The 17,959-nt window shown below is 63.6% G+C and carries 18 protein-coding genes; 10 read left to right on the top strand and 8 right to left on the bottom strand.

What is annotated here, in order from left to right; translation table 11 throughout:
- Positions 1–104: 104 nt before the first annotated feature.
- Positions 105–881: an outer membrane protein gene (locus ABIC03_RS01025; RefSeq protein ID WP_354054788.1), complete on the top strand. Its 777-nt coding sequence runs from the start codon at positions 105–107 to the stop codon at positions 879–881.
- A gap of 109 nt (positions 882–990) precedes the next feature.
- Here ABIC03_RS01025 and ABIC03_RS01020 read toward each other — a convergent pair whose 3' ends face one another.
- From ABIC03_RS01020 to parE, 4 genes are all read right to left on the bottom strand, one after another.
- The gene (locus tag ABIC03_RS01020) at positions 991–1,761 is read right to left on the bottom strand and encodes an SDR family NAD(P)-dependent oxidoreductase (protein WP_354054786.1); all 771 of its coding nucleotides are present in this window, start codon (positions 1,759–1,761) and stop codon (positions 991–993) included.
- A gap of 21 nt (positions 1,762–1,782) precedes the next feature.
- Positions 1,783–1,968 (bottom strand): hypothetical protein, encoded by a 186-nt coding sequence (locus tag ABIC03_RS01015; RefSeq protein WP_007591540.1) that lies wholly within the window; start codon positions 1,966–1,968, stop codon positions 1,783–1,785.
- A 274-nt stretch (positions 1,969–2,242) separates the two neighbouring features.
- Positions 2,243–3,031, bottom strand: coding sequence for an outer membrane protein (locus tag ABIC03_RS01010; RefSeq protein ID WP_354054784.1), 789 nt, complete (start codon positions 3,029–3,031; stop codon positions 2,243–2,245).
- A gap of 433 nt (positions 3,032–3,464) precedes the next feature.
- Entirely contained in the window at positions 3,465–5,507 is a 2,043-nt protein-coding gene (gene parE, locus ABIC03_RS01005; RefSeq protein WP_275171943.1) for a DNA topoisomerase IV subunit B, read from the bottom strand.
- 272 nt (positions 5,508–5,779) lie between these two features.
- Here parE and ABIC03_RS01000 point away from each other — a divergent pair, with 272 nt between their 5' ends.
- The 5 genes from ABIC03_RS01000 to ABIC03_RS00980 all read left to right on the top strand — a co-directional run bounded on the left by ABIC03_RS01000 (position 5,780) and on the right by ABIC03_RS00980 (position 9,932).
- Entirely contained in the window at positions 5,780–6,310 is a 531-nt protein-coding gene (locus tag ABIC03_RS01000) for a DedA family protein (RefSeq protein ID WP_027569874.1), read from the top strand.
- A 225-nt stretch (positions 6,311–6,535) separates the two neighbouring features.
- Positions 6,536–7,204: an FMN-binding negative transcriptional regulator gene (locus tag ABIC03_RS00995; RefSeq protein ID WP_354054781.1), complete on the top strand. Its 669-nt coding sequence runs from the start codon at positions 6,536–6,538 to the stop codon at positions 7,202–7,204.
- On the top strand, positions 7,201–8,184 hold the full coding sequence (argC, locus tag ABIC03_RS00990) for an N-acetyl-gamma-glutamyl-phosphate reductase (protein WP_354054779.1): 984 nt from the start codon (positions 7,201–7,203) through the stop codon (positions 8,182–8,184). Before ABIC03_RS00995 ends, argC (ABIC03_RS00990) begins: the two co-directional genes overlap by 4 nt.
- Positions 8,185–8,283: 99 nt before the next feature.
- Positions 8,284–9,330 carry an N-acetyl-gamma-glutamyl-phosphate reductase gene (gene argC / locus ABIC03_RS00985; protein ID WP_354054777.1) on the top strand — a complete coding sequence of 349 codons (1,047 nt, stop codon included), beginning with the start codon at positions 8,284–8,286 and terminating at the stop codon, positions 9,328–9,330.
- A gap of 14 nt (positions 9,331–9,344) precedes the next feature.
- Positions 9,345–9,932 carry a class I SAM-dependent methyltransferase gene (locus ABIC03_RS00980; protein WP_354054775.1) on the top strand — a complete coding sequence of 196 codons (588 nt, stop codon included), beginning with the start codon at positions 9,345–9,347 and terminating at the stop codon, positions 9,930–9,932.
- A 22-nt stretch (positions 9,933–9,954) separates the two neighbouring features.
- On the opposite strand, the gene ABIC03_RS00975 is transcribed toward ABIC03_RS00980, so the two are convergent.
- From ABIC03_RS00975 to ABIC03_RS00960, 4 genes are all read right to left on the bottom strand, one after another.
- Positions 9,955–10,155: a hypothetical protein gene (locus ABIC03_RS00975; RefSeq protein WP_354054773.1), complete on the bottom strand. Its 201-nt coding sequence runs from the start codon at positions 10,153–10,155 to the stop codon at positions 9,955–9,957.
- 19 nt (positions 10,156–10,174) lie between these two features.
- On the bottom strand, positions 10,175–10,942 hold the full coding sequence (locus ABIC03_RS00970) for an outer membrane protein (protein ID WP_354054771.1): 768 nt from the start codon (positions 10,940–10,942) through the stop codon (positions 10,175–10,177).
- A 179-nt stretch (positions 10,943–11,121) separates the two neighbouring features.
- The gene (locus ABIC03_RS00965) at positions 11,122–11,520 is read right to left on the bottom strand and encodes an MAPEG family protein (protein WP_354054769.1); all 399 of its coding nucleotides are present in this window, start codon (positions 11,518–11,520) and stop codon (positions 11,122–11,124) included.
- Positions 11,521–11,585: 65 nt separating this feature from the next.
- The gene (locus ABIC03_RS00960) at positions 11,586–13,394 is read right to left on the bottom strand and encodes a PHA/PHB synthase family protein (protein ID WP_354054767.1); all 1,809 of its coding nucleotides are present in this window, start codon (positions 13,392–13,394) and stop codon (positions 11,586–11,588) included.
- Positions 13,395–13,648: 254 nt separating this feature from the next.
- On the opposite strand from ABIC03_RS00960, the gene ABIC03_RS00955 reads away from it, so the two are divergent.
- The 4 genes from ABIC03_RS00955 (at position 13,649) to glpX (ending at position 17,846) form a co-directional block, all read left to right on the top strand.
- Positions 13,649–13,924 carry a hypothetical protein gene (locus tag ABIC03_RS00955; RefSeq protein ID WP_354054765.1) on the top strand — a complete coding sequence of 92 codons (276 nt, stop codon included), beginning with the start codon at positions 13,649–13,651 and terminating at the stop codon, positions 13,922–13,924.
- Positions 13,925–14,139: 215 nt separating this feature from the next.
- The gene (locus tag ABIC03_RS00950; RefSeq protein WP_354054763.1) at positions 14,140–15,360 is read left to right on the top strand and encodes an LL-diaminopimelate aminotransferase; all 1,221 of its coding nucleotides are present in this window, start codon (positions 14,140–14,142) and stop codon (positions 15,358–15,360) included.
- 29 nt (positions 15,361–15,389) lie between these two features.
- Entirely contained in the window at positions 15,390–16,706 is a 1,317-nt protein-coding gene (locus ABIC03_RS00945) for a homoserine dehydrogenase (RefSeq protein ID WP_354054761.1), read from the top strand.
- Between the two features lie 138 nt (positions 16,707–16,844).
- Positions 16,845–17,846 carry a class II fructose-bisphosphatase gene (gene glpX, locus ABIC03_RS00940; protein ID WP_354054759.1) on the top strand — a complete coding sequence of 334 codons (1,002 nt, stop codon included), beginning with the start codon at positions 16,845–16,847 and terminating at the stop codon, positions 17,844–17,846.
- Positions 17,847–17,959: the final 113 nt, after the last annotated feature.

Genomic DNA, 17,959 nt, shown 5'->3' with positions numbered 1-17,959 from the left:
TTGAAGGCGCGCTGTTTGCCAATCCGACGTCTTAACTGTCTTGATTCAAATTTGAGTAAGAACTGCATGTGAGCGTGCACCCATCAAAGGACACGGGGTGTACCATGCGTAACAAGTTGATTGCCGCCTTCGCCTGCACGACCGCTCTGGTTTCGACCGGCGCCGCTTCCGCCGCCGATCTCGGTGCACGGCCCTACACAAAGGCGCCGGCCTATATGGAGTCGATGTTCAACTGGACCGGCTTCTATGTCGGCGGTCACATCGGTGGCGCATGGACCAACGAGCGCTGGAACAACACCGCGAACACAACGCCCTTTGGTGACCTCGCTCCGGGCGAGGGCTTTCGTCAGCGCGGCGCCGGCATCATGGGCGGCGCCCAGATTGGCTACAACTGGCAGGCCAACAACTACGTGTTCGGCATGGAAGGTACGATCTCCGGCCTCGACAACCACGGCTCGGGCAGGAACAACACGTTCGGCGTCGGCCTCGACGATGTGTTCTCCTGGCGCGCCAACGTGCTCGCGACCGTCGTCGGTCGTGCGGGCTTCGCCGTGCAGAACAATCTGTTCTACATCAAGGGCGGCTATGCCGGCGTGAACAACCGTCTCTCGGTGAGCGACACCGTTCCGAACCCGTCCATCGGCTCTGGCGGTCAGACCCATTGGGCCAACGGTTGGACCGTCGGCGCCGGCTGGGAATACGGCGTCACCCGCAACTGGATCGTCGGCCTCGAGTACAACTACGCAGCCTTCGCCAGCCAGACCTATCAACTTGGCGGCACCTCGGGCAATTACAGCTTCGATGCCAAGCCGCGCGACATCCAGTGGGCCGTCGTGCGCGCCAGCTACAAGTTCGACGCGCCGGTCATCGCCCGCTACTGAGTGCGTCAACGAACGACCAAGCAGCCATAAAAGACGATCACTGCTCAAATTTAAAAGCCCCGGCATTATCCGGGGCTTCTTTTTTGTGTGCAGGGCTTTCGCGTACGGCCTACGCCATCACCGAGAACCCGCCATCGACGGGGATCGCGGTGCCGGTGACGAAGTTGGAGGCGGACGAGGCAAGGAACACGGTGATGCCGGCGAAGTCGTCGATGTCGCCCCACCGCCCCGCAGGCGTGCGTGCCAGCACCCGCTCGTGCAATCCTGATACCTGCTGCCGCGCTCCACGGGTCAGGTCGGTGTCGATCCAGCCCGGCAGGATGGCATTGACCTGGATGTTGTCGGGCGCCCATGCATTGGCGCAGGCGCGCGTGTACTGAACGATGCCGCCCTTGCTCGCCGCATAGGCCGTTGCGAAGCTCGCGCCGAAGATCGACATCATCGAGCCGATGTTGATCACCTTGCCGTTGCCGGACGCCTTCAGCGCCGGGTAGGCCAGCTTCGAGCACAGGAAGGCGCTGGTGAGGTTGGTGTTGATCACCGTATTCCACTCGTCGAGCTCGAGCTCGTGCGGCGGCTTGCGGATGCTCATGCCGGCATTGTTGATGAGGATGTCGATGCGGCCGAGATCTCCGACGACACGTTCGACCATCGCGGCGATGGCCGCCTTGTCCGTGACGTCGGTGGCAACACTGATCGCCTTCACGCCGCGTTGACTGAGATCGGCGACGGCGGCGGCGGATTTGGTTTCGTTGCGTCCGACCACGGCGATGTTGGCGCCGGCATCGGCGAGACCACGGGCCATGCCGAGCCCGATGCCGCCATTGCCTCCCGTGACGATCGCGACCTTGCCGCGGAGATCGAACCGACTGGTTGTCATGCTGCTATTCCCTGGTTTCTTCTATTGGTTGCTCTGCCAGATCAGCACCAGCCCGAAGCCGGCCATTGCTGCGCCATAGCCGGCCCATTGCAACTGGTTGACCATGAAGCTCGATCGCGGCCATGCGACGGTGCCCGTGCCCTGTCCGATCCAGAGCAGCCCGACGGCGAGGGCAAACAGGCCTGCTACAAGCAGAAATCTGCGCATGCATTCCTCCCCATTGGTCCGCTTCTGTCGGGACGCGACAAGCCGATTGCCGCGGCCCGAAAACTTGGCGGGAGACTAGCCGTAGCCGTGGTTGGGATACAATGGCTGCTGATGCAGGCCGCAGGGCGGATGCATGTCCATACGCAAGATCGCCGGAAAGCCAGCTTTGGAGACGCCTACCCAAAGCTGAAAGCGGGCATCAGCCGCTGAAGCACCGCACAACGAAAAAGCCCCGGACGATGCCGGGGCTTTGACGTCTGAACTTGCGTTCGGATCAGTACTTCGCGACGACCGGACCGGTCCAGTTGAAGCGGTAGACCAGCGAGGTCGAGATCGTCTGGTTCCAGGTGTTGGCGCGGATGCTCTGACCGACCGCGACGTTGCCGACATCGGTCAGGATGTCCTGGGTCTTGGCGTTGTAGAAGGACGAACGATATTCGGTCTTCATGAACCAGCCGGGCGACTGGATGCCGAAGATGTTCAGGTTGTTCTCGACGCCGCCGCCGACGAACCAGCCGTTGCGGTTGTAACCGTTGAGATGCACACCGGCGGGAACGCCAGCCAAGGTCATGAAGTTCGTGCTGCCGAAGTGGGCGCCGGAGTAACCGCCGTTGACGTAGGACAGAACGTTCGGAGCGACCAGCCAGCCAAGGCGCACGCCCGCAGCCCAGGAGTCTTCCAGCTTCTGGTTGCCGGTGATGCCGCCGAAGAGCAGGGGATCTTGAATGGTAGCACGGATGCTGCCGAACTGACCGTCAGCGAACACGCCGGCGACCCAGGTGCCGCTGAACTGCCAGTCGTAGCCGAGGCCGACGGTGCCGAACCAGCCCGAGCCACCCTGGCGCTGATCGATCGTCAGGGGAACTGCGCCGACCGTGGTCTGCACGCGCTGGTCAGAGGCCGAGAGGCCGCCGCCGGCGCCGCCGAAGATGTAGAAACCGGTCCAGTTGGCGACGGGAGCCGCCATCGGGGCCTTCACGTACGGACGGGCGCCAAGGTCAGCGGCCGAGGCCGAACCGGTCATCGCGGCAACCGCGGTCAGTGCGAGCAAAATCTTCTTCATCTTAAAATCCCCAAGCTTTGGTCTGTCTGGCAGGCGCGAGCGCACTGAAGTCCGTGTGATCTGATGTCCCGGACTATACCTGCTTCTCTCCGAAATGCTGTTGCAGAGCAGGCACAGTCGCCGGGAAACGCCGCACCGCAGGGATTCTGAGTGCCATTGCCGAAATATACAATAAGAGCTGCATTATCAATGCGTTGTTCAGAATTTCGCGATCTGTGTTTTGGTAACTTCTCGTTAGCAAATCCGGCTTTGACCGAAATGGAGGCAATCCTGCATCAGCCCGGCTGGGTGAGTCGTTGGCCGAGTCGCGATGCGACGAGGCCGGGAATCAGCGAGTCGAGGTGGGTAGGACGATTGTCGGCCCCAAAAACAAAAGAGCCCCGGGCTTCATGCCGGGGCTCTGGATGGGATACGACCGGGCAGCGCCTGCGGATCAGACGTCCAGCAGGTCGTCATTGGCGAATTCGGCCTTGTCCGAGATGAACGCGAAGCGCGCTTCGGCCTTGGTGCCCATCAGGCGCTCAACCGAATCCGCCGTGGTGTCGCGGTCGTCGGCGAGCAGAACCACTTTCAGCATGGTCCGCTTGGCCGGATCCATGGTGGTTTCCTTGAGCTGCGCCGGCATCATTTCGCCGAGGCCTTTGAAGCGATTGACCTCGACCTTGGCGTTGGCGTTGAACTCGCTCTTGATCAGTGCTGCCTTGTGCGCGTCATCGCGGGCGTAGACCGACTTCGTGCCGTTGGTCAGCTTGTAGAGCGGCGGCACGGCGAGGAAGAGGTGGCCTTCATCGATCAGCCGCGGCATCTGCCGGTAGAAGAAGGTGATCAGCAGCGAAGCGATGTGGGCACCGTCGACATCGGCGTCGGTCATGATGATGATGCGCTGATAGCGCAGATCCTCTTCGCGATACTGCGCGAGCATCCCGCAGCCGATCGCCTGCACGAGGTCGGCGAGCTGCGTGTTCGCCGTCAGCTTGTCCTTGCCGGCGGACGCGACGTTGAGGATCTTGCCGCGCAGCGGGAGTACGGCCTGGGTCTTGCGGTCGCGCGCCTGCTTGGCGCTGCCGCCGGCCGAGTCTCCCTCGACGATGAAGAGTTCCGAGCCGTCCAGACCGGCATCGCTGCAATCGGCGAGCTTGCCTGGCAGGCGCAGCTTCTTGCCGGCGGTCTTGCGCGCGGTCTCCTTCTCTTGCCGGCGGCGCAGCCGCTCCTCGGCGCGGTCGACCACGAAGTCGAGCAGCCTGTTGGCCTGGTTCGGATTGCCCGACAGCCAATGGTCGAACGGATCCTTCATCGCCTGTTCGACGATGCGCTGCGCTTCGGCGGTGGCGAGGCGGTCCTTGGTCTGGCCCTGGAATTCGGGCTCGCGCACGAACACCGAGAGCATCACGGCTGCACCCACCATCACGTCTTCAGACGTAATGGACGACGCGCGCTTGCCCTGGCCGACGCGTTCGGCGTGGTCCTTGAGGCCGCGCAGCAGCGCGCTGCGCAGACCGGATTCGTGCGTGCCGCCGTCGGGCGTCGGCACGGTGTTGGTGTAGGAAGACAGAAAACCGTCGGCATCCGCGGTCCAGGCGACGGCCCATTCGCAGGCGCCATGGGCGCCGTTGCGGCCCGATTTGCCGGAGAAGATGTCGGGATGCACCAGCGTGTCGGCATGGATCGCGGCCGCCAGATAATCCTTGAGGCCACCGGGAAAGTGGAACGTCGCTTCCGCCGGCACGTCGTCGACGCCCTTGAGCAGTTCGGGCGCGCAATTCCAGCGGATCTCGACACCGCCGAACAGATACGCCTTCGAACGCGTCATCTTGAACAGGCGCTGCGGCTTGAACGCGGCCTTCGCACCGAAGATGTCGGTGTCCGGCTTGAAGCGCACGCGGGTTCCGCGGCGGTTGTTGATCTTGCCGAGATCCTCGAGCTTCCCCTTCGGGTGCCCGCGCTCGAACGTCATGCGATAGAGTTTCTGGCTGCGCGCGACCTCGACCTCGAGCAGCGAGGAGAGGGCGTTCACCACGGAAATGCCGACGCCGTGCAGGCCGCCCGAGGTCTCGTAGACCTTGGAGTCGAACTTGCCGCCCGAGTGCAGCGTGCACATGATGACTTCGAGCGCCGACTTCTTCGGGAATTTTGGATGCGGATCGATCGGGATGCCGCGGCCGTTGTCCGTGACGGTCAAGAAGCCGTCCGCGCTCAACTCGACTCCGATGAAGGTCGCATGCCCCGCCAGCGCCTCGTCCATGGAGTTGTCGATGACTTCGGCGAAGAGGTGATGCAGCGCCTTCTCGTCGGTACCTCCGATATACATGCCGGGCCGGCGGCGCACCGGTTCGAGACCTTCGAGCACCTCGATGTCGGCCGCGGTGTAGTCGGCCTCGGCGCCGCTCGCGCGCGGAGCCGCCTTGGCGGGACGAGGCTTCGGCTCATCGCCACCGAAAAAATCGTCTTTTGCTTTTGGTTTCAACTGCTTGGACATATATCTTTATGCGTTTTGAGGGCCGCATGAGCGGCGAATCGGTTGGGCCGACTATGCCACTTCTGACCTGGAAAGGTTATCGCGGGGCGGGCCGGGCGGTGTGGTTGGGAGCCAATCTCGGCGATTTTACGCCGCAGCCCCATCAATTCCCGGCAATTTGACGTTCCGGTCCGGTCTGGACCGGACTTTGTGACTTGATGTCACACAAGTCCTTGGCTTACCAGTCCTTTTCATCGAGCAGCACCTTCGGGCAGGCGGAAAGGCAATTTTGAATGGAGCAGTTTGCGCACGCGCTTGCCGATTTCGTGCGCGCGCATCAGACGTGGGCAGCTCCCATCGTGTTCGTGCTCGCCTTCGGGGAGTCGCTCGCCTTCATCTCGCTGCTGATCCCGGCCTGGGGCGCGTTGGTCGCTATCGGCGCGCTGATCGGCGCGAGTGGCATCAGCTTCTATCCTGTCTGGATCGCCGGCGGCATCGGCGCGGCGCTGGGCGACTGGGTCTCCTACTGGTTCGGCTATCGCTACAAGGAGAAGGTCGCGCAGATGTGGCCGCTCTCGCGCTATCCGGAACTCCTGCCCAGGGGCGAGGCCTTCGTGCGCAGCTGGGGCGTGCCGAGCATCTTCATCGGCCGTTTCTTCGGCCCCTTACGTGCCTCTGTGCCGCTTGCAGCCGGCATTTTCGAGATGCCCTATTGGAGCTTCCAGGCCGCCAATTTCGTCTCGGCGCTGATCTGGTCGGCGGCGCTCCTGCTGTTCGGCGACGTGATCGCGAAGATCATGGAATGGATCTGGCGCGTGGTGTGACGTGCGAACCTTGACCCCAACCGCAACTGGCCCTATAGCCCCGCGCCATGATCAACGCCGCGACCATTTTGTTCGCCCGTCGCCGCCGCCGCTCTTTAGCGGTTTGGGCGGTCGATCGCGTTTGAGATCATCGTCTTTGCCGCTGGATCCGATCCGCGGCATTCTCTCTCCTGTCAGCGCGATCTGATCCGGCGGCCTCCCGAAAGAGGCCAGCAGGAGACCAGGATGTACACGCCACCCTTTTTCAAGCAGGACCGCACCGCGAGCCTGAAATTCGCCGACACGCGCGGCTTCGGCACCATCTGCGCCTTCGACGGCCACAAACCGGTCGCCTCGCCGCTGCCGTTCTATTTGACCTATGCCGCCGATGGCACGCCGCAGGCCGCCTTTCATGTCGCCCGTCACAATCCGCTGTTAAAGCTGGCGGGCGGCGCGGCGTCCTGGCTGCTCGCGGTCAACGGCCCCGATGCATACGTGTCGCCGGACTGGTACGTCTCGCCGGATCAGGTGCCGACCTGGCTTTACCAGTCGGTGCATCTGAGCGGGCCGGTGAGGCTCCTGTCGGATGACGAGCTGGCGGTGCAGATCGACACGCTCAGCGACAAGTTCGAGAACTGGCTGTTGCCGAAGAAGCCGTGGACCTCGGGCAAAATGACGGCGGGGCGGCTCGAGGCGATGAAGAAGGGGATCGTCGGTCTGGTCATGACGGTTGAGGAGATCGAAGGCAGCTTCAAGCTCAACCAGCACAAGTCCGACGCCGACTATACGGCGATCGCCAACGCGCTTGGCGCGCAAGCCCACGCCGACGCCAGGGAGATCGCGCAACTGATGCAGGACGTGAGGCCGGAGGCCTTCGCATCCGAAACCAACATGCTCGAAAGGAGCGCGCCATGAGTCTCGTTGACACCAAAAATGCCCCCAAGACCGGCGCTGCGACAAAGCCCGCGACCGTCTTCGTCGACGGCGGCTCCGGCACCACCGGCCTCGGCATCAACGAGCGGCTGAAGCTGCAGAGCGACGTTGTCGTGAAGACGATTGCCGACGACAAGCGCAAGGATCCCGCGGCCAAGAAGGCGCTGATGGAGGAGGTCGACCTCGTCATCCTCTGTCTGCCGGACGATGCTGCGAAGGAAACGGTTGCGCTCATCGACAGCATGGGGCCGTCGGGCCCGAAGGTGCTGGATGCCTCGACCGCGTACCGTGTCGCGCCCGACTGGGCCTATGGCTTTCCGGAACTGACGCCGGATCAGGCTGGCAAGATCAGGGCTGCGAAGAAGGTCTCCAATCCCGGCTGCTATCCGACCGGCGCGATCGCGCTGCTGCGACCGATCGTCGATGCGGGCCTGCTGCCTGCTGACTATCCCGTCACCGTCAATGCGGTGAGCGGCTACTCCGGCGGCGGCAAGTCGATGATCGCGAGCTTCGAGGACGGCAGTGCGCCGTCCTTCGAGCTCTACGGCCTCGGATTCGAGCACAAGCATCTGCCCGAGATGCAGCTCTATTCGAACTTGACGCGGCGGCCGATCTTCATCCCGTCGGTCGGCAACTACCGGCAGGGCATGCTGGTGTCCGTGCCGCTCCAGCTCGACACGCTGCCCGGCAAGCCCAGCGGCGCCGATCTCCATGCCTCACTGGCAAAGCGTTACGCCGGCTCGAAATACGTCTCGGCGATGCCGCTGCAGAACGAGGCGACCAAGGGCGGCAAGCTCGAGCCGGAAGCGCTCAACGAGACCAACACGCTCGAGCTCTACGTCTTCGCCAGTGACAAATACCGCCAGGCGGTGCTGGTCGCGCGGCTCGACAATCTCGGCAAGGGCGCGTCCGGCGCGGCCGTGCAGAACATGCGGCTGATGCTGGGTCTTGCCGACGAGTAGCCGATCGAGCGTTGCCGCGAAACCAGTCCGGTGGACGAAGCGACCCGGCAACCTTCTACCCCGCCAAGACGATCCAGCGACGCCTGAAAGGAACGCGTGATGAGTTCGAAGAAGATCGGCATTCTCGGCGCCTCCGGCTACACCGGCGCTGATGCGGTGCGCCTGCTGGCGCGGCATCCGAATGCGGAAATCACGGCACTCACCGCCAACACCCATGCCGGCAAGGCCATGAGCGAGGTATTTCCGCATTTCTTCATGCTGGATTTGCCCAAACTTGTGGAATGGGAAAAGGTCGACTGGACCAAACTCGATGCTGTGTTCTGCGGGCTGCCGCACGGCACCACGCAGCAGATCATCGCGGCCGTGCTGAAGGCCAACCCGAAGATCAAGGTCCTCGACATGTCCGCCGATTTCCGGCTACGCGACAAGGAAACCTACGCGCAGTGGTACGGCCACGAACATCAGGCGCTCGAGCTGCAGGGCGAAGCAGTCTACGGCCTGACCGAATTCTATCGGGAGAAGATTACCGCGGCGCGGCTGGTCGCCTGTCCCGGCTGTTATCCGACGGCAGCGCTGTTGGCGCTGGTGCCGCTGGCGAAAGCAAAACTGATCGACGTCGATGACATCGTGATCGACGCCAAGTCAGGCGTCACCGGCGCCGGACGCGGCCTGAAGCAAAACACGCTGTTCAGCGAGGCGGGCGAGGGGATTTCGCCGTATTCGGTCGGCACGCACCGGCATGCGCCGGAGATCGAACAGGAGATCGGCGTCGCCGCCGGTTCCGCGGTGACGATCAATTTCACGCCGCATCTCATACCGATGTCGCGGGGCGAACTCTGCACGTCCTACGTCAAGCTTAATGGCGGGACGCCGGACGATTTGCGGGCCGCCCTCGAGGAAGCCTACGCGAACGAGCCCTTCGTGCATGTCGTCAAGAAAGGCGTGCTGCCGCAGACCCAGAACGTACGCGGCTCGAACTATGTTCAGATCGGCGTCATCGCCGACCGGATCAAGAACCGCGCCATCGTGATTTCGGTGCTCGATAATCTGGTCAAGGGCTCGGCCGGTCAGGCGGTCCAGAACATGAACCTGATGTTCGGATTCCCCGAGATCGCTGGACTGGAGCAGATCGCGCTGTTTCCCTGATCGGAGTGGTCGCCGTGGACGAAGCGACTCTGCAATTCTATCGGAGCAACGCCCGGTCCTATGCGGACTGGGCAAAGGCGCCCTCGACGCGGCTGCGAGGCTTTCTCGCCCTGCTGCCGTCCGGCGGCTCGATCCTCGAGCTCGGCTGTGGTGCCGGCAATCATTCGGCAGTGATGCTGGCCGAAGGTTTTTCGGTGCGGGCCACCGACGGCTCGCCTGAAATGGCCGAGATCGCGTCGCAGCGGCTCGGTCATGCCGTGGAGGCGATGCGGTTCGACCAGCTCGACGCGCACGAGGCCTATGACGGTCTCTGGGCCAGTGCCTGTCTCCTGCACGTGCCGCGCGACGAACTCGCCGGCATCCTGGCGCGGATTCATCGCGCACTCAGGCCGTCAGGCGTGTTCTACGCCAGCTACAAGATGGGCGAGGGCGACGGGCGGGACAGTCTCGGGCGCTATTACAATTATGCGTCGCCAGAATGGCTCGAGGCGACCTACGCCAGCGCAGGTCCATGGATCACGCTGTCCTCGGACAGGAACGTGATCCAGAGCTTTGACGAGACGCCGGCGAACATGCTGCATCTCGTCGTTCGCAAGGCCTGATTTCGGGCTACAAGGCCTGATCTCAAGCCACCTTCAAGCTCGCGGCGGCCAGCACGGCCTTCGCGATGAAGCCGACGGTGAAGGCGTAGGAGCACATTCGCTGCTCGTCATGGCCGGGCTGTCCCGGCCATCCACGTCGCCGCAGTCTAGGAAGACTGTGGATGCCCGAGCCTTCGCCTGGCCGAAGCGACTTCAGCCGCACAGGCGGGACCAGCCCGGGCATGACGGCTGCGAGGGCTTTCTCAGTACTTCGCGATGATCGGGCCGCCGAATTTGTAGTTGATGCGCGCGGTGATCAAATCGACGTCCTGGCCGATGCGGTCGGTGCGTGAGAACGTGCCGACCGGCGCCAGCGCGCCGTTGGAGGTGAGCGTGACGTCGTGGCGGCCCATGAACAGATGGTCGTATTCGAGGCCGACCGACCAGTTCGGGGCGAAGCCGTATTCGATGCCGACGCCGACCGTGCCGCCCCAGCGGGTGTCGTCGGCACCGTCGAACTCGGCTCCGGCCAGACCGCCCGTTCCGATGCCGCGGTAGCGATTGCGGGTGACGGCGGCGCCGCCCTTCACATAAAGCAGTGCGTTATTCCAGGCGTAGCCGACCTGGCCGGTGAACAGGCCGAAAGCATCGACACGGGTGCGGTTCGCGACGCCGGCCACGGCGCTGGTGTTCCGGCCGGAGAGATCCGCCCAATCGCCCTGCGCTTCCAGGCCGAACACGAAGGCGCTGCTCTGCCAGCGATAACCGATCTGGCCGCCGGCGACGGCGCCCGTCGCGTCATGGCAGCCTTCCGCAACGCCGGCCGCGAAACCAACAGTTTGGTCCCAGCAATTGCGTGACGAGCCATAGCCGCCGTTGGCGCCAATGTAGAAGCCGCTCCAATCATAGATCGCCGCGATCATCGGCGGCGCCTTGGTGTAGGGACGGGCCGCGAGATCGGCGGCACTGGCCTGGGTGGTGACGGCTGCGAGCGAGAGTCCGGCGAGCGCGGATGCAATCTTCCAATTCATATCTGCCCCGAATCATCAATGAGATGACCAAATATACCTGTGGATTGGCGATCCTTCGTGTCGTCCACGGATGTCATCCCTGTTTTTGTCGCACTGTCATCCTTTGGCAACACCAGCAGCCGGGCAGGTTTCGAGGATTTCACCCCTTTGTTGCAGGCGCTAAGCCATCGGAGACGCGATCAAACCACCTTGAAGATCGCGACGGCCAGCACGGCCTGCGCGATGAAGCCGACGGTGAAGGCCAGCGTGCGGAATACGGGGATCCCGAGCGCATAGACGATCAGATGCGCGACGCGCGACCAGAAATAGACGGCGCAGGCAAGCACCGTCCATTTCGAGGAATAGTCGATCGCGTTCAGGATCAGCACCAGCGGCGCGAACAGCACCAGGTTCTCGACGGCGTTGTCATGCGCGAACATCAGGCGGTTCGCCCATTCCGACTGCGGCTTGTCGGCGCGCGAGGGATTGGCCATCGCGCCACCGAGACCGCGAATCTGGCAGCGGTTGATGGTGTAGGGAATCCAGAGGATTCCGGTCAGGACCACCGTCAGTGTCAGCCAGAACAATTCACGCGTCATAACCCGGTCCCCTCATCAATTTCTGCCGCAGGCGTGGAGCTTATACGAAAGCGCGGAATATTCTGCTATGCGCGAACCCTGACATAGCTGCCGGGGGCGTCCTCGATTGCGGGAAACGCCTCGCTGCCGACCGCGCGGGCCGGGACTTCCTCGGGATCGAGTGCGCCCAGCCATTGCCGCCAGTCCGGCCACCACGAGCCCTTGTGCTCGACCGCGCCCTTCATCCACTCGGTGACGTTGCCGGACTTCACGTTGTCGTTGGTCCAGTACTGGTATTTGTTCGAGGCGGGCGGATTGACCACGCCGGCGATGTGGCCCGAGCCGGACAGCACGTATTTCACCGGACCGCCGAAGAACTGAGAGCCGTACAGGACCGATTCCGCCGGCGCGATATGGTCCTCGCGGGTTGCGAGATTGTAGATCGGCACCATGACCTTGGAGAGATCGAGCAAGGTGTTGTCCAGCACCAACGTGCCGGTCGAGAGCCGGTTCTCCAGATAGCAATTGCGCAGATAGTACGAATGGTTCGACGCCGTCATGCGCGTCGCGTCCGAATTCCAGTGCAGCAGGTCGAACGCGCTCGGCTGCTGGCCCTTGAGGTAATTGCTGACGACATAGGACCAGATCAAATCGTTGGAGCGCAGCATGTTGAAGGCCATCGCCATCTTGGAGCCTTCGAGCACGCCCGCCGCCTTCATGTCCTGCTCGAGGGATGCGATCTGCTCCTCGTCGACGAAAACGAGCAGATCACCAGCATGGGTGAAGTCGACCTGTGCCGCGAAGAACGTCGCGGACGCCACGCGCTGTCGGCGCTTCTCGGCGAGCCAGGCCAGCGTGGTCGCGAGCATGGTGCCGCCGACGCAATAGCCGGCGGTGTGCACCTTCATCTCGCCGGTGACCTTCTCGATCACGTCCATGGCTGTGAGCGGGCCTTCCTTCATGTAGTCTTCCCAGCTCTTGGCACCGAGCCGTTTGTCGGGATTGACCCATGAGATCACGAACACGGTGATGCCCTGATCGACGCACCACTTGATGTAGGATTTCTCCGGCTTGAGATCGAGGATGTAGAATTTGTTGATCCAGGGCGGGATGATCAGGAGCGGCGTGCGCAGCACGTTCTCCGTCGTCGGCGCATACTGGATCAGCTGCATCATCTCGTTCTGGTAGATCACCTTGCCCGGCGTCGTCGCCATGTTCACGCCGACGACGAGATTATCCGGATCGGACTGACGGATCTTCAGCGTGCCCTTGCCGGCGGCGATGTCCTCGGCCAGCATCTTCAGCCCGCGCGCGAGATTTTCGCCGCTGCTGGCCACCGTCGCGCGCAGCACTTCCGGGTTGGTTAGCACGAAGTTCGAGGGCGACATCGCGTTGGTGACCTGCTGGACGTAGAACTCGGCCTTGCGGCGGGTCAGCGGATCGAGCCCCTCGGCGTCGCGCACAAGCTCCTGCGCAAATTTGGTCGTGAGCAGATAGAGCTGCATCAGGAAATCGAAGAACTGGTTCGACCTCCATTCCGGATCGGCAAAGCGCTTGTCGCGCGGCGAGGGCGCGATCGCGGGCGGGGCGTCCTGACCGGCCATGCGGCGCGCTGCCGAGCCCCAGAGATCGAGATAGTCCTTGGCGAGCTTGGTCTGGAGTGCGGAGGACCGCGACGAATCCGACAGCCAGTATTCGGCGACGGCGGTGAAGGTCTTGACGACTTCGGCAAGCTCCGCGGGAGGACGATCCTGCACCTCGCCGCTCTCCCGCGGCTTCAGGTACGCCGCGAGCGCCTTGCCGCCGCTTTCCATCGCCCGCGCGACATTCATCGCGAAGGCTTCCGCATCGAACTTCGTCTCGGGTTTGGGCGTATCGGTCGTGGCCATACTCATGAGCAGAACAGTAACGATTCATTCCGTATTCGTCACCGCGAAGCTCGCTTGTTTGGCGTTAAACACTCTCGAAGATGTGTTGCATTGCGACAAATTTTCTTGGTTCCGTCACAATCGAGCCGCACCGCTCGGCTTGGTGGACCCGGGGTTGTTTTCTCGCTCGCACCATCTGGGCAGCAATGGTTTGAGCTTGGGCGCGGACTTGGGTAAGGTTGCCCGGGGCCGTGCTTTGGGACGGGTAGGGGATTTCCCTGGTGTTGGCGTTGAGGGACCTGCAAAAGTCGCGGTGGATCTGTGGTGTGCTGCTGATGGCGGCGCTGGCCCTGGGCGGCTGCTCGAGCCAGCTTGCGGATATGACGCCTGCCGATGCGCAAGCGCATCCGAGGGAAGCCGGTAGCTATCTGCCGGTGCACGATCTGCCGCCGGATCGCGATCAGGCGGTCATGCCGCCGGACCAACGCGCCAAGATCGAGGCCGAGCTTGCTGCCGCGCGCGACCGCCAGGCGGTTGCCACCAAGGACGCGAAATAGGGCGCTGCAAGGTAATCGCTGGCGCCTCCGCCTCGCCGTGCTAAAAGACCACAGTTCAGCCGAGAGTCAGGGCGAACGACTTCAGTCACCGTCGTCGATGATTGCTCTAAGTATTTGATCTTGAGTAATTTTCGCGAGGGAAGCGGGCGCCTTTCCGCATGGCCGTTATGGCCTGTCGATTCTGTCCTGACCGGTTGCCCGGAGCCGAGAGAGCCATGGAAGAGTTTTACCGCATCCGCCGCCTTCCGCCTTACGTGTTCGAGCAGGTCAACCGGGCCAAGGCAGCCGCGCGGAACGCCGGCGCCGACATCATCGACCTCGGCATGGGCAATCCGGACCTGCCGGCGCCAGCGCATGTGCTGGAGAAGCTGAAGGAGACGCTGGGCAAGCCGCGCACCGACCGCTACTCGGCCTCCCGCGGCATCCCCGGGCTGCGCCGGGCCCAGGCCGGCTACTACGCCCGCCGTTTCGGCGTGAAACTCAATCCCGACACCCAGGTGGTGGCGACGCTCGGCTCCAAAGAGGGGTTTGCCAACGTGGCGCAGGCGATCACCGCGCCCGGCGACGTCATCCTTTGTCCCAATCCGAGCTACCCGATTCACGCCTTCGGCTTCTTGATGGCGGGGGGCGTGATCCGCTCGGTGCCGTCGGAGCCGACGCCGCAATTCTTCGAGGCGGCCGAGCGGGCGATCGTGCATTCGATCCCGAAGCCGCTGGCGCTCGTCGTCTGCTATCCTTCGAACCCGACCGCCTATGTCGCGAGCCTCGACTTCTACAAGGACCTGGTCGCGTTCGCGAAAAAACACGAGATCCTGATCCTGTCGGATCTCGCTTATGCCGAGGTCTATTTCGACGAAAGCAACCCGCCGCCCTCGGTGCTCCAGGTGCCGGGCGCGATGGACGTCGCCGTCGAGTTCACCTCGATGTCGAAGACCTATTCGATGGCTGGCTGGCGCATGGGTTTCGCGGTCGGCAACGAGCGCGTGATTGCGGCACTCGGCCGCGTCAAATCCTATCTCGACTACGGTGCGTTCACGCCGATCCAGGTCGCAGCGACCGCCGCGCTGAACGGACCGGACGATTGCATCAAGGAGATGCGTGACACCTACCGCAAGCGGCGCGACGCGCTGGTGGAATCGTTCGGCCGCGCCGGCTGGGAGATCCCGCCGCCGGAAGCGTCGATGTTCGCCTGGGTGCCGCTGCCGGAAGCCTTCCGCACCGTCGGCAGCATGCAGTTCGCGACCCTGATGGTGGAGAAATCCGGCGTCGCGGTCTCGCCCGGAGTCGGCTTCGGCGAGCATGGTGAAGGATATGTCCGCATCGCCATGGTGGAAAACGAGCAACGGATCAGGCAGGCCGCGCGCGGCGTGCGCCGTTTCCTTGAAAGCGGCATCGAAACGTTGCACAACGTCGTTCCGCTCGCCACTCGGCGTTAAGTTCTCTTCCGCAGGTTTTCCAAGGCATCATGGTTGCACCCCTGAAAGTGGGCATAGCGGGGCTCGGCACCGTGGGCGCCGAAGTTGTCCGTCTGATCGAAACGCAGGCGCGCGTGCTTGCCGGCCGCAGCGGCCGCGGCATCCGCGTCGTCGCCGTCACCGCCCGCTCGAAGGCCAAGAAGCGCGCCGTCGATCTGCGCGGGATCGAATGGGTCAAGGATCCGCTTGCCCTCGCCACGCATCCCGGCATCGACTGCTTCGTCGAGCTGATGGGCGGCTCCGGCGATCCCGCCCTGTCGGCGGTCCAGGCAGCGCTCGGTGCCGGCAAATCCGTCGTCACCGCCAACAAGGCGTTGCTGGCAAAGCACGGCCTCAAGCTGGCCAAGGCCGCCGAAAAGCACGGCGGCGCGCTGAATTTCGAGGCAGCCGTCGGCGCTGCGATCCCTGTCATCAAGACGTTACGCGAAGGTCTCGCCGGAACCGGCATCAACCGGGTCTACGGCATCCTCAACGGCACCTGCAACTACATCCTGACCCGGATGGAGCAGGAGGGCCTGTCCTTCGCCGAGTGCCTGAAGGACGCGCAACGGCTCGGCTATGCCGAGGCCAATCCGTCATTCGACATCGACGGCCACGATACCGCGCAAAAGCTCGCCATTCTCGCCAGCCTCGCTTTCGGCACGAAAGTTGCTCAAAGCGCGGTGTATGTCGAAGGTATCTCCTCCATCGCGCCGGAAGATCTCCGTGCCGCTGACGATCTCGGTTACCGGCTCAAGCTCCTCGGCGTCGCTGTTCGTACCGCCAAGGGCATCGAGCAGCGCGTGCATCCGACCATGGTTCCGAAATCCTCGTCGATCGCACAGGTGATGGGTGTCACCAATGCGGTCACGATCGATGGCGAGGGCATCCCGCCGATCACGCTGGTCGGCCCCGGTGCCGGCGGCGCTGCGACCGCATCCGCCGTCGTCGCCGATATCGCCGATGTTGCGCGCGGCATTCGCGCCAATCCGTTCGGCCGGCCGATTTCGCAGCTGCGCGATACCAAGAAGGCGCCGATGGAGCGCCACGAGGGCGGCTACTACATCCGCCTTCTGGCACGCGATTTCCCGGGTACCGCGGCTGCGATCGCGACGCGGCTCGCGGAGCAGAGGATTTCGATCGAGTCGATCGTGCAGCGCCATCCCAATGGCGGCGCTGCGCCGGCAGACGGCAAGGCGGTACCGGTGCCCGTCATCCTCATCACCTATGCCACGCACGAGGACGCCGTGCGCCGCGCGCTCGCGGCCGTGCAGAAGGACAAGGTGATCAGCGGACGGCCGCAGGTCATCAGGATCGAGAAGAACTGAACATGACCCGGAAAAGTGTGAAGCGGTTTTCCGGAAAGGTCATGCTCCAAGAATAAGACACGGTTCGAACGAACTGTGGGTGTTACGAGTTGATGCGGCGGAGATGTCCGTCCAAAACTGTTTCGAAGGAGTGAGCCGATGTCGACCCATATTTCAGTCCCGCCGCATGCATTGCTCGAGCGCATTCTCACGCTGGAGATCGTGCGTGTGACGGAGCGGGCGGCGGTGTCTTCGGCGCGTCTGCGCGGGCACGGCAACGAGAAGGCGGCCGACCAGGCCGCGGTGGACGCGATGCGGCGCGAGCTCAACAAGCTCCCGATCGAGGGCACCATCGTCATCGGCGAGGGCGAGCGCGACGAGGCGCCGATGCTCTTCATCGGCGAGAAGGTCGGCATGAACGCCGGCCCGCAGGTCGACATCGCGGTCGATCCGCTCGAAGGCACCACGCTGTGCGCCAAGAACATGCCGGGCTCGATCGCCACCATGGCGATGGCCGACGGCGGCACGCTGTTGCACGCCCCCGACGTCTACATGCAGAAGCTCGCAATCGGTCCCGGCTATGACAAGGGCGTCGTCGAGCTCGATGCGACACCGGCCGAAAACGTCCGCCGCCTCGCCAAGGCCAAGGGGGTCAAGCCGGACGGCATCACCGTTCTCGTGCTCGACCGTCCGCGCCATGCCAGCATTATCGAGAGCGTGCGCTCGACCGGTGCCGCCGTGCGCCTCATCACCGACGGCGACGTCGCCGGCGTGATCCACTGCGCCGACCCTGACAACACCGGCGTCGACATGTATCTCGGCACCGGCGGCGCACCCGAAGGCGTGCTCGCAGCCGTTGCGCTGCGCTGCATCGGCGGCCAGATGCAGTGCCGTCTCATCCTGGACTCCGACGAGAAGCGCGAACGCGCGGCCAAGATGGGCGTCAACGATCCCAAGATGATCTACGGCATCGAGGACATGGCGCGCGGCGACTGCCTGTTCGCGGCCACCGGCGTCACCACGGGCTCGCTGCTGTCAGGCGTTAAATTCCGCAAGGACGGCGTGATCGAGACCGAGACGGTGGTGATGCGTTCCGTCACCGGCACCGTGCGCTACATCAAGGCCGAGCACCGCGAGCTGGCGAAATTCCACCTGGATTGATGTTCTCCGTCATTCCGGGGGCTCGCAAAGCGAGAGCCCGGAATTTATCGGACGGCAGTATCCGCGGTGAAATGGATTCCGGGCTTGATGCTGCGCCGTCGCCCCGGAATGAC

The organism is Bradyrhizobium sp. RT6a, from assembly GCF_040547675.1.
Taxonomy (GTDB): Bacteria; Pseudomonadota; Alphaproteobacteria; order Rhizobiales; family Xanthobacteraceae; genus Bradyrhizobium.
This window is presented reverse-complemented; position numbering and strand designations above follow the sequence as displayed.

What these genes read in the sequence shown, in the direction of transcription:
- ABIC03_RS01025 (WP_354054788.1), top strand. Translation starts at nt 105, where the DNA reads ATGCGTAACAAGTTGATTGCCGCCTTCGCCTGCACGACCGCTCTGGTT.
- ABIC03_RS01020 (WP_354054786.1), bottom strand. Translation starts at nt 1,761, where the DNA reads ATGACAACCAGTCGGTTCGATCTCCGCGGCAAGGTCGCGATCGTCACG.
- ABIC03_RS01015 (WP_007591540.1), bottom strand. Translation starts at nt 1,968, where the DNA reads ATGCGCAGATTTCTGCTTGTAGCAGGCCTGTTTGCCCTCGCCGTCGGG.
- ABIC03_RS01010 (WP_354054784.1), bottom strand. Translation starts at nt 3,031, where the DNA reads ATGAAGAAGATTTTGCTCGCACTGACCGCGGTTGCCGCGATGACCGGT.
- parE (WP_275171943.1), bottom strand. Translation starts at nt 5,507, where the DNA reads ATGTCCAAGCAGTTGAAACCAAAAGCAAAAGACGATTTTTTCGGTGGC.
- ABIC03_RS01000 (WP_027569874.1), top strand. Translation starts at nt 5,780, where the DNA reads ATGGAGCAGTTTGCGCACGCGCTTGCCGATTTCGTGCGCGCGCATCAG.
- ABIC03_RS00995 (WP_354054781.1), top strand. Translation starts at nt 6,536, where the DNA reads ATGTACACGCCACCCTTTTTCAAGCAGGACCGCACCGCGAGCCTGAAA.
- argC (WP_354054779.1), top strand. Translation starts at nt 7,201, where the DNA reads ATGAGTCTCGTTGACACCAAAAATGCCCCCAAGACCGGCGCTGCGACA.
- argC (WP_354054777.1), top strand. Translation starts at nt 8,284, where the DNA reads ATGAGTTCGAAGAAGATCGGCATTCTCGGCGCCTCCGGCTACACCGGC.
- ABIC03_RS00975 (WP_354054773.1), bottom strand. Translation starts at nt 10,155, where the DNA reads ATGCCCGGGCTGGTCCCGCCTGTGCGGCTGAAGTCGCTTCGGCCAGGC.
- ABIC03_RS00970 (WP_354054771.1), bottom strand. Translation starts at nt 10,942, where the DNA reads ATGAATTGGAAGATTGCATCCGCGCTCGCCGGACTCTCGCTCGCAGCC.
- ABIC03_RS00965 (WP_354054769.1), bottom strand. Translation starts at nt 11,520, where the DNA reads ATGACGCGTGAATTGTTCTGGCTGACACTGACGGTGGTCCTGACCGGA.
- ABIC03_RS00960 (WP_354054767.1), bottom strand. Translation starts at nt 13,394, where the DNA reads ATGAGTATGGCCACGACCGATACGCCCAAACCCGAGACGAAGTTCGAT.
- ABIC03_RS00950 (WP_354054763.1), top strand. Translation starts at nt 14,140, where the DNA reads ATGGAAGAGTTTTACCGCATCCGCCGCCTTCCGCCTTACGTGTTCGAG.
- ABIC03_RS00945 (WP_354054761.1), top strand. Translation starts at nt 15,390, where the DNA reads ATGGTTGCACCCCTGAAAGTGGGCATAGCGGGGCTCGGCACCGTGGGC.
- glpX (WP_354054759.1), top strand. Translation starts at nt 16,845, where the DNA reads ATGTCGACCCATATTTCAGTCCCGCCGCATGCATTGCTCGAGCGCATT.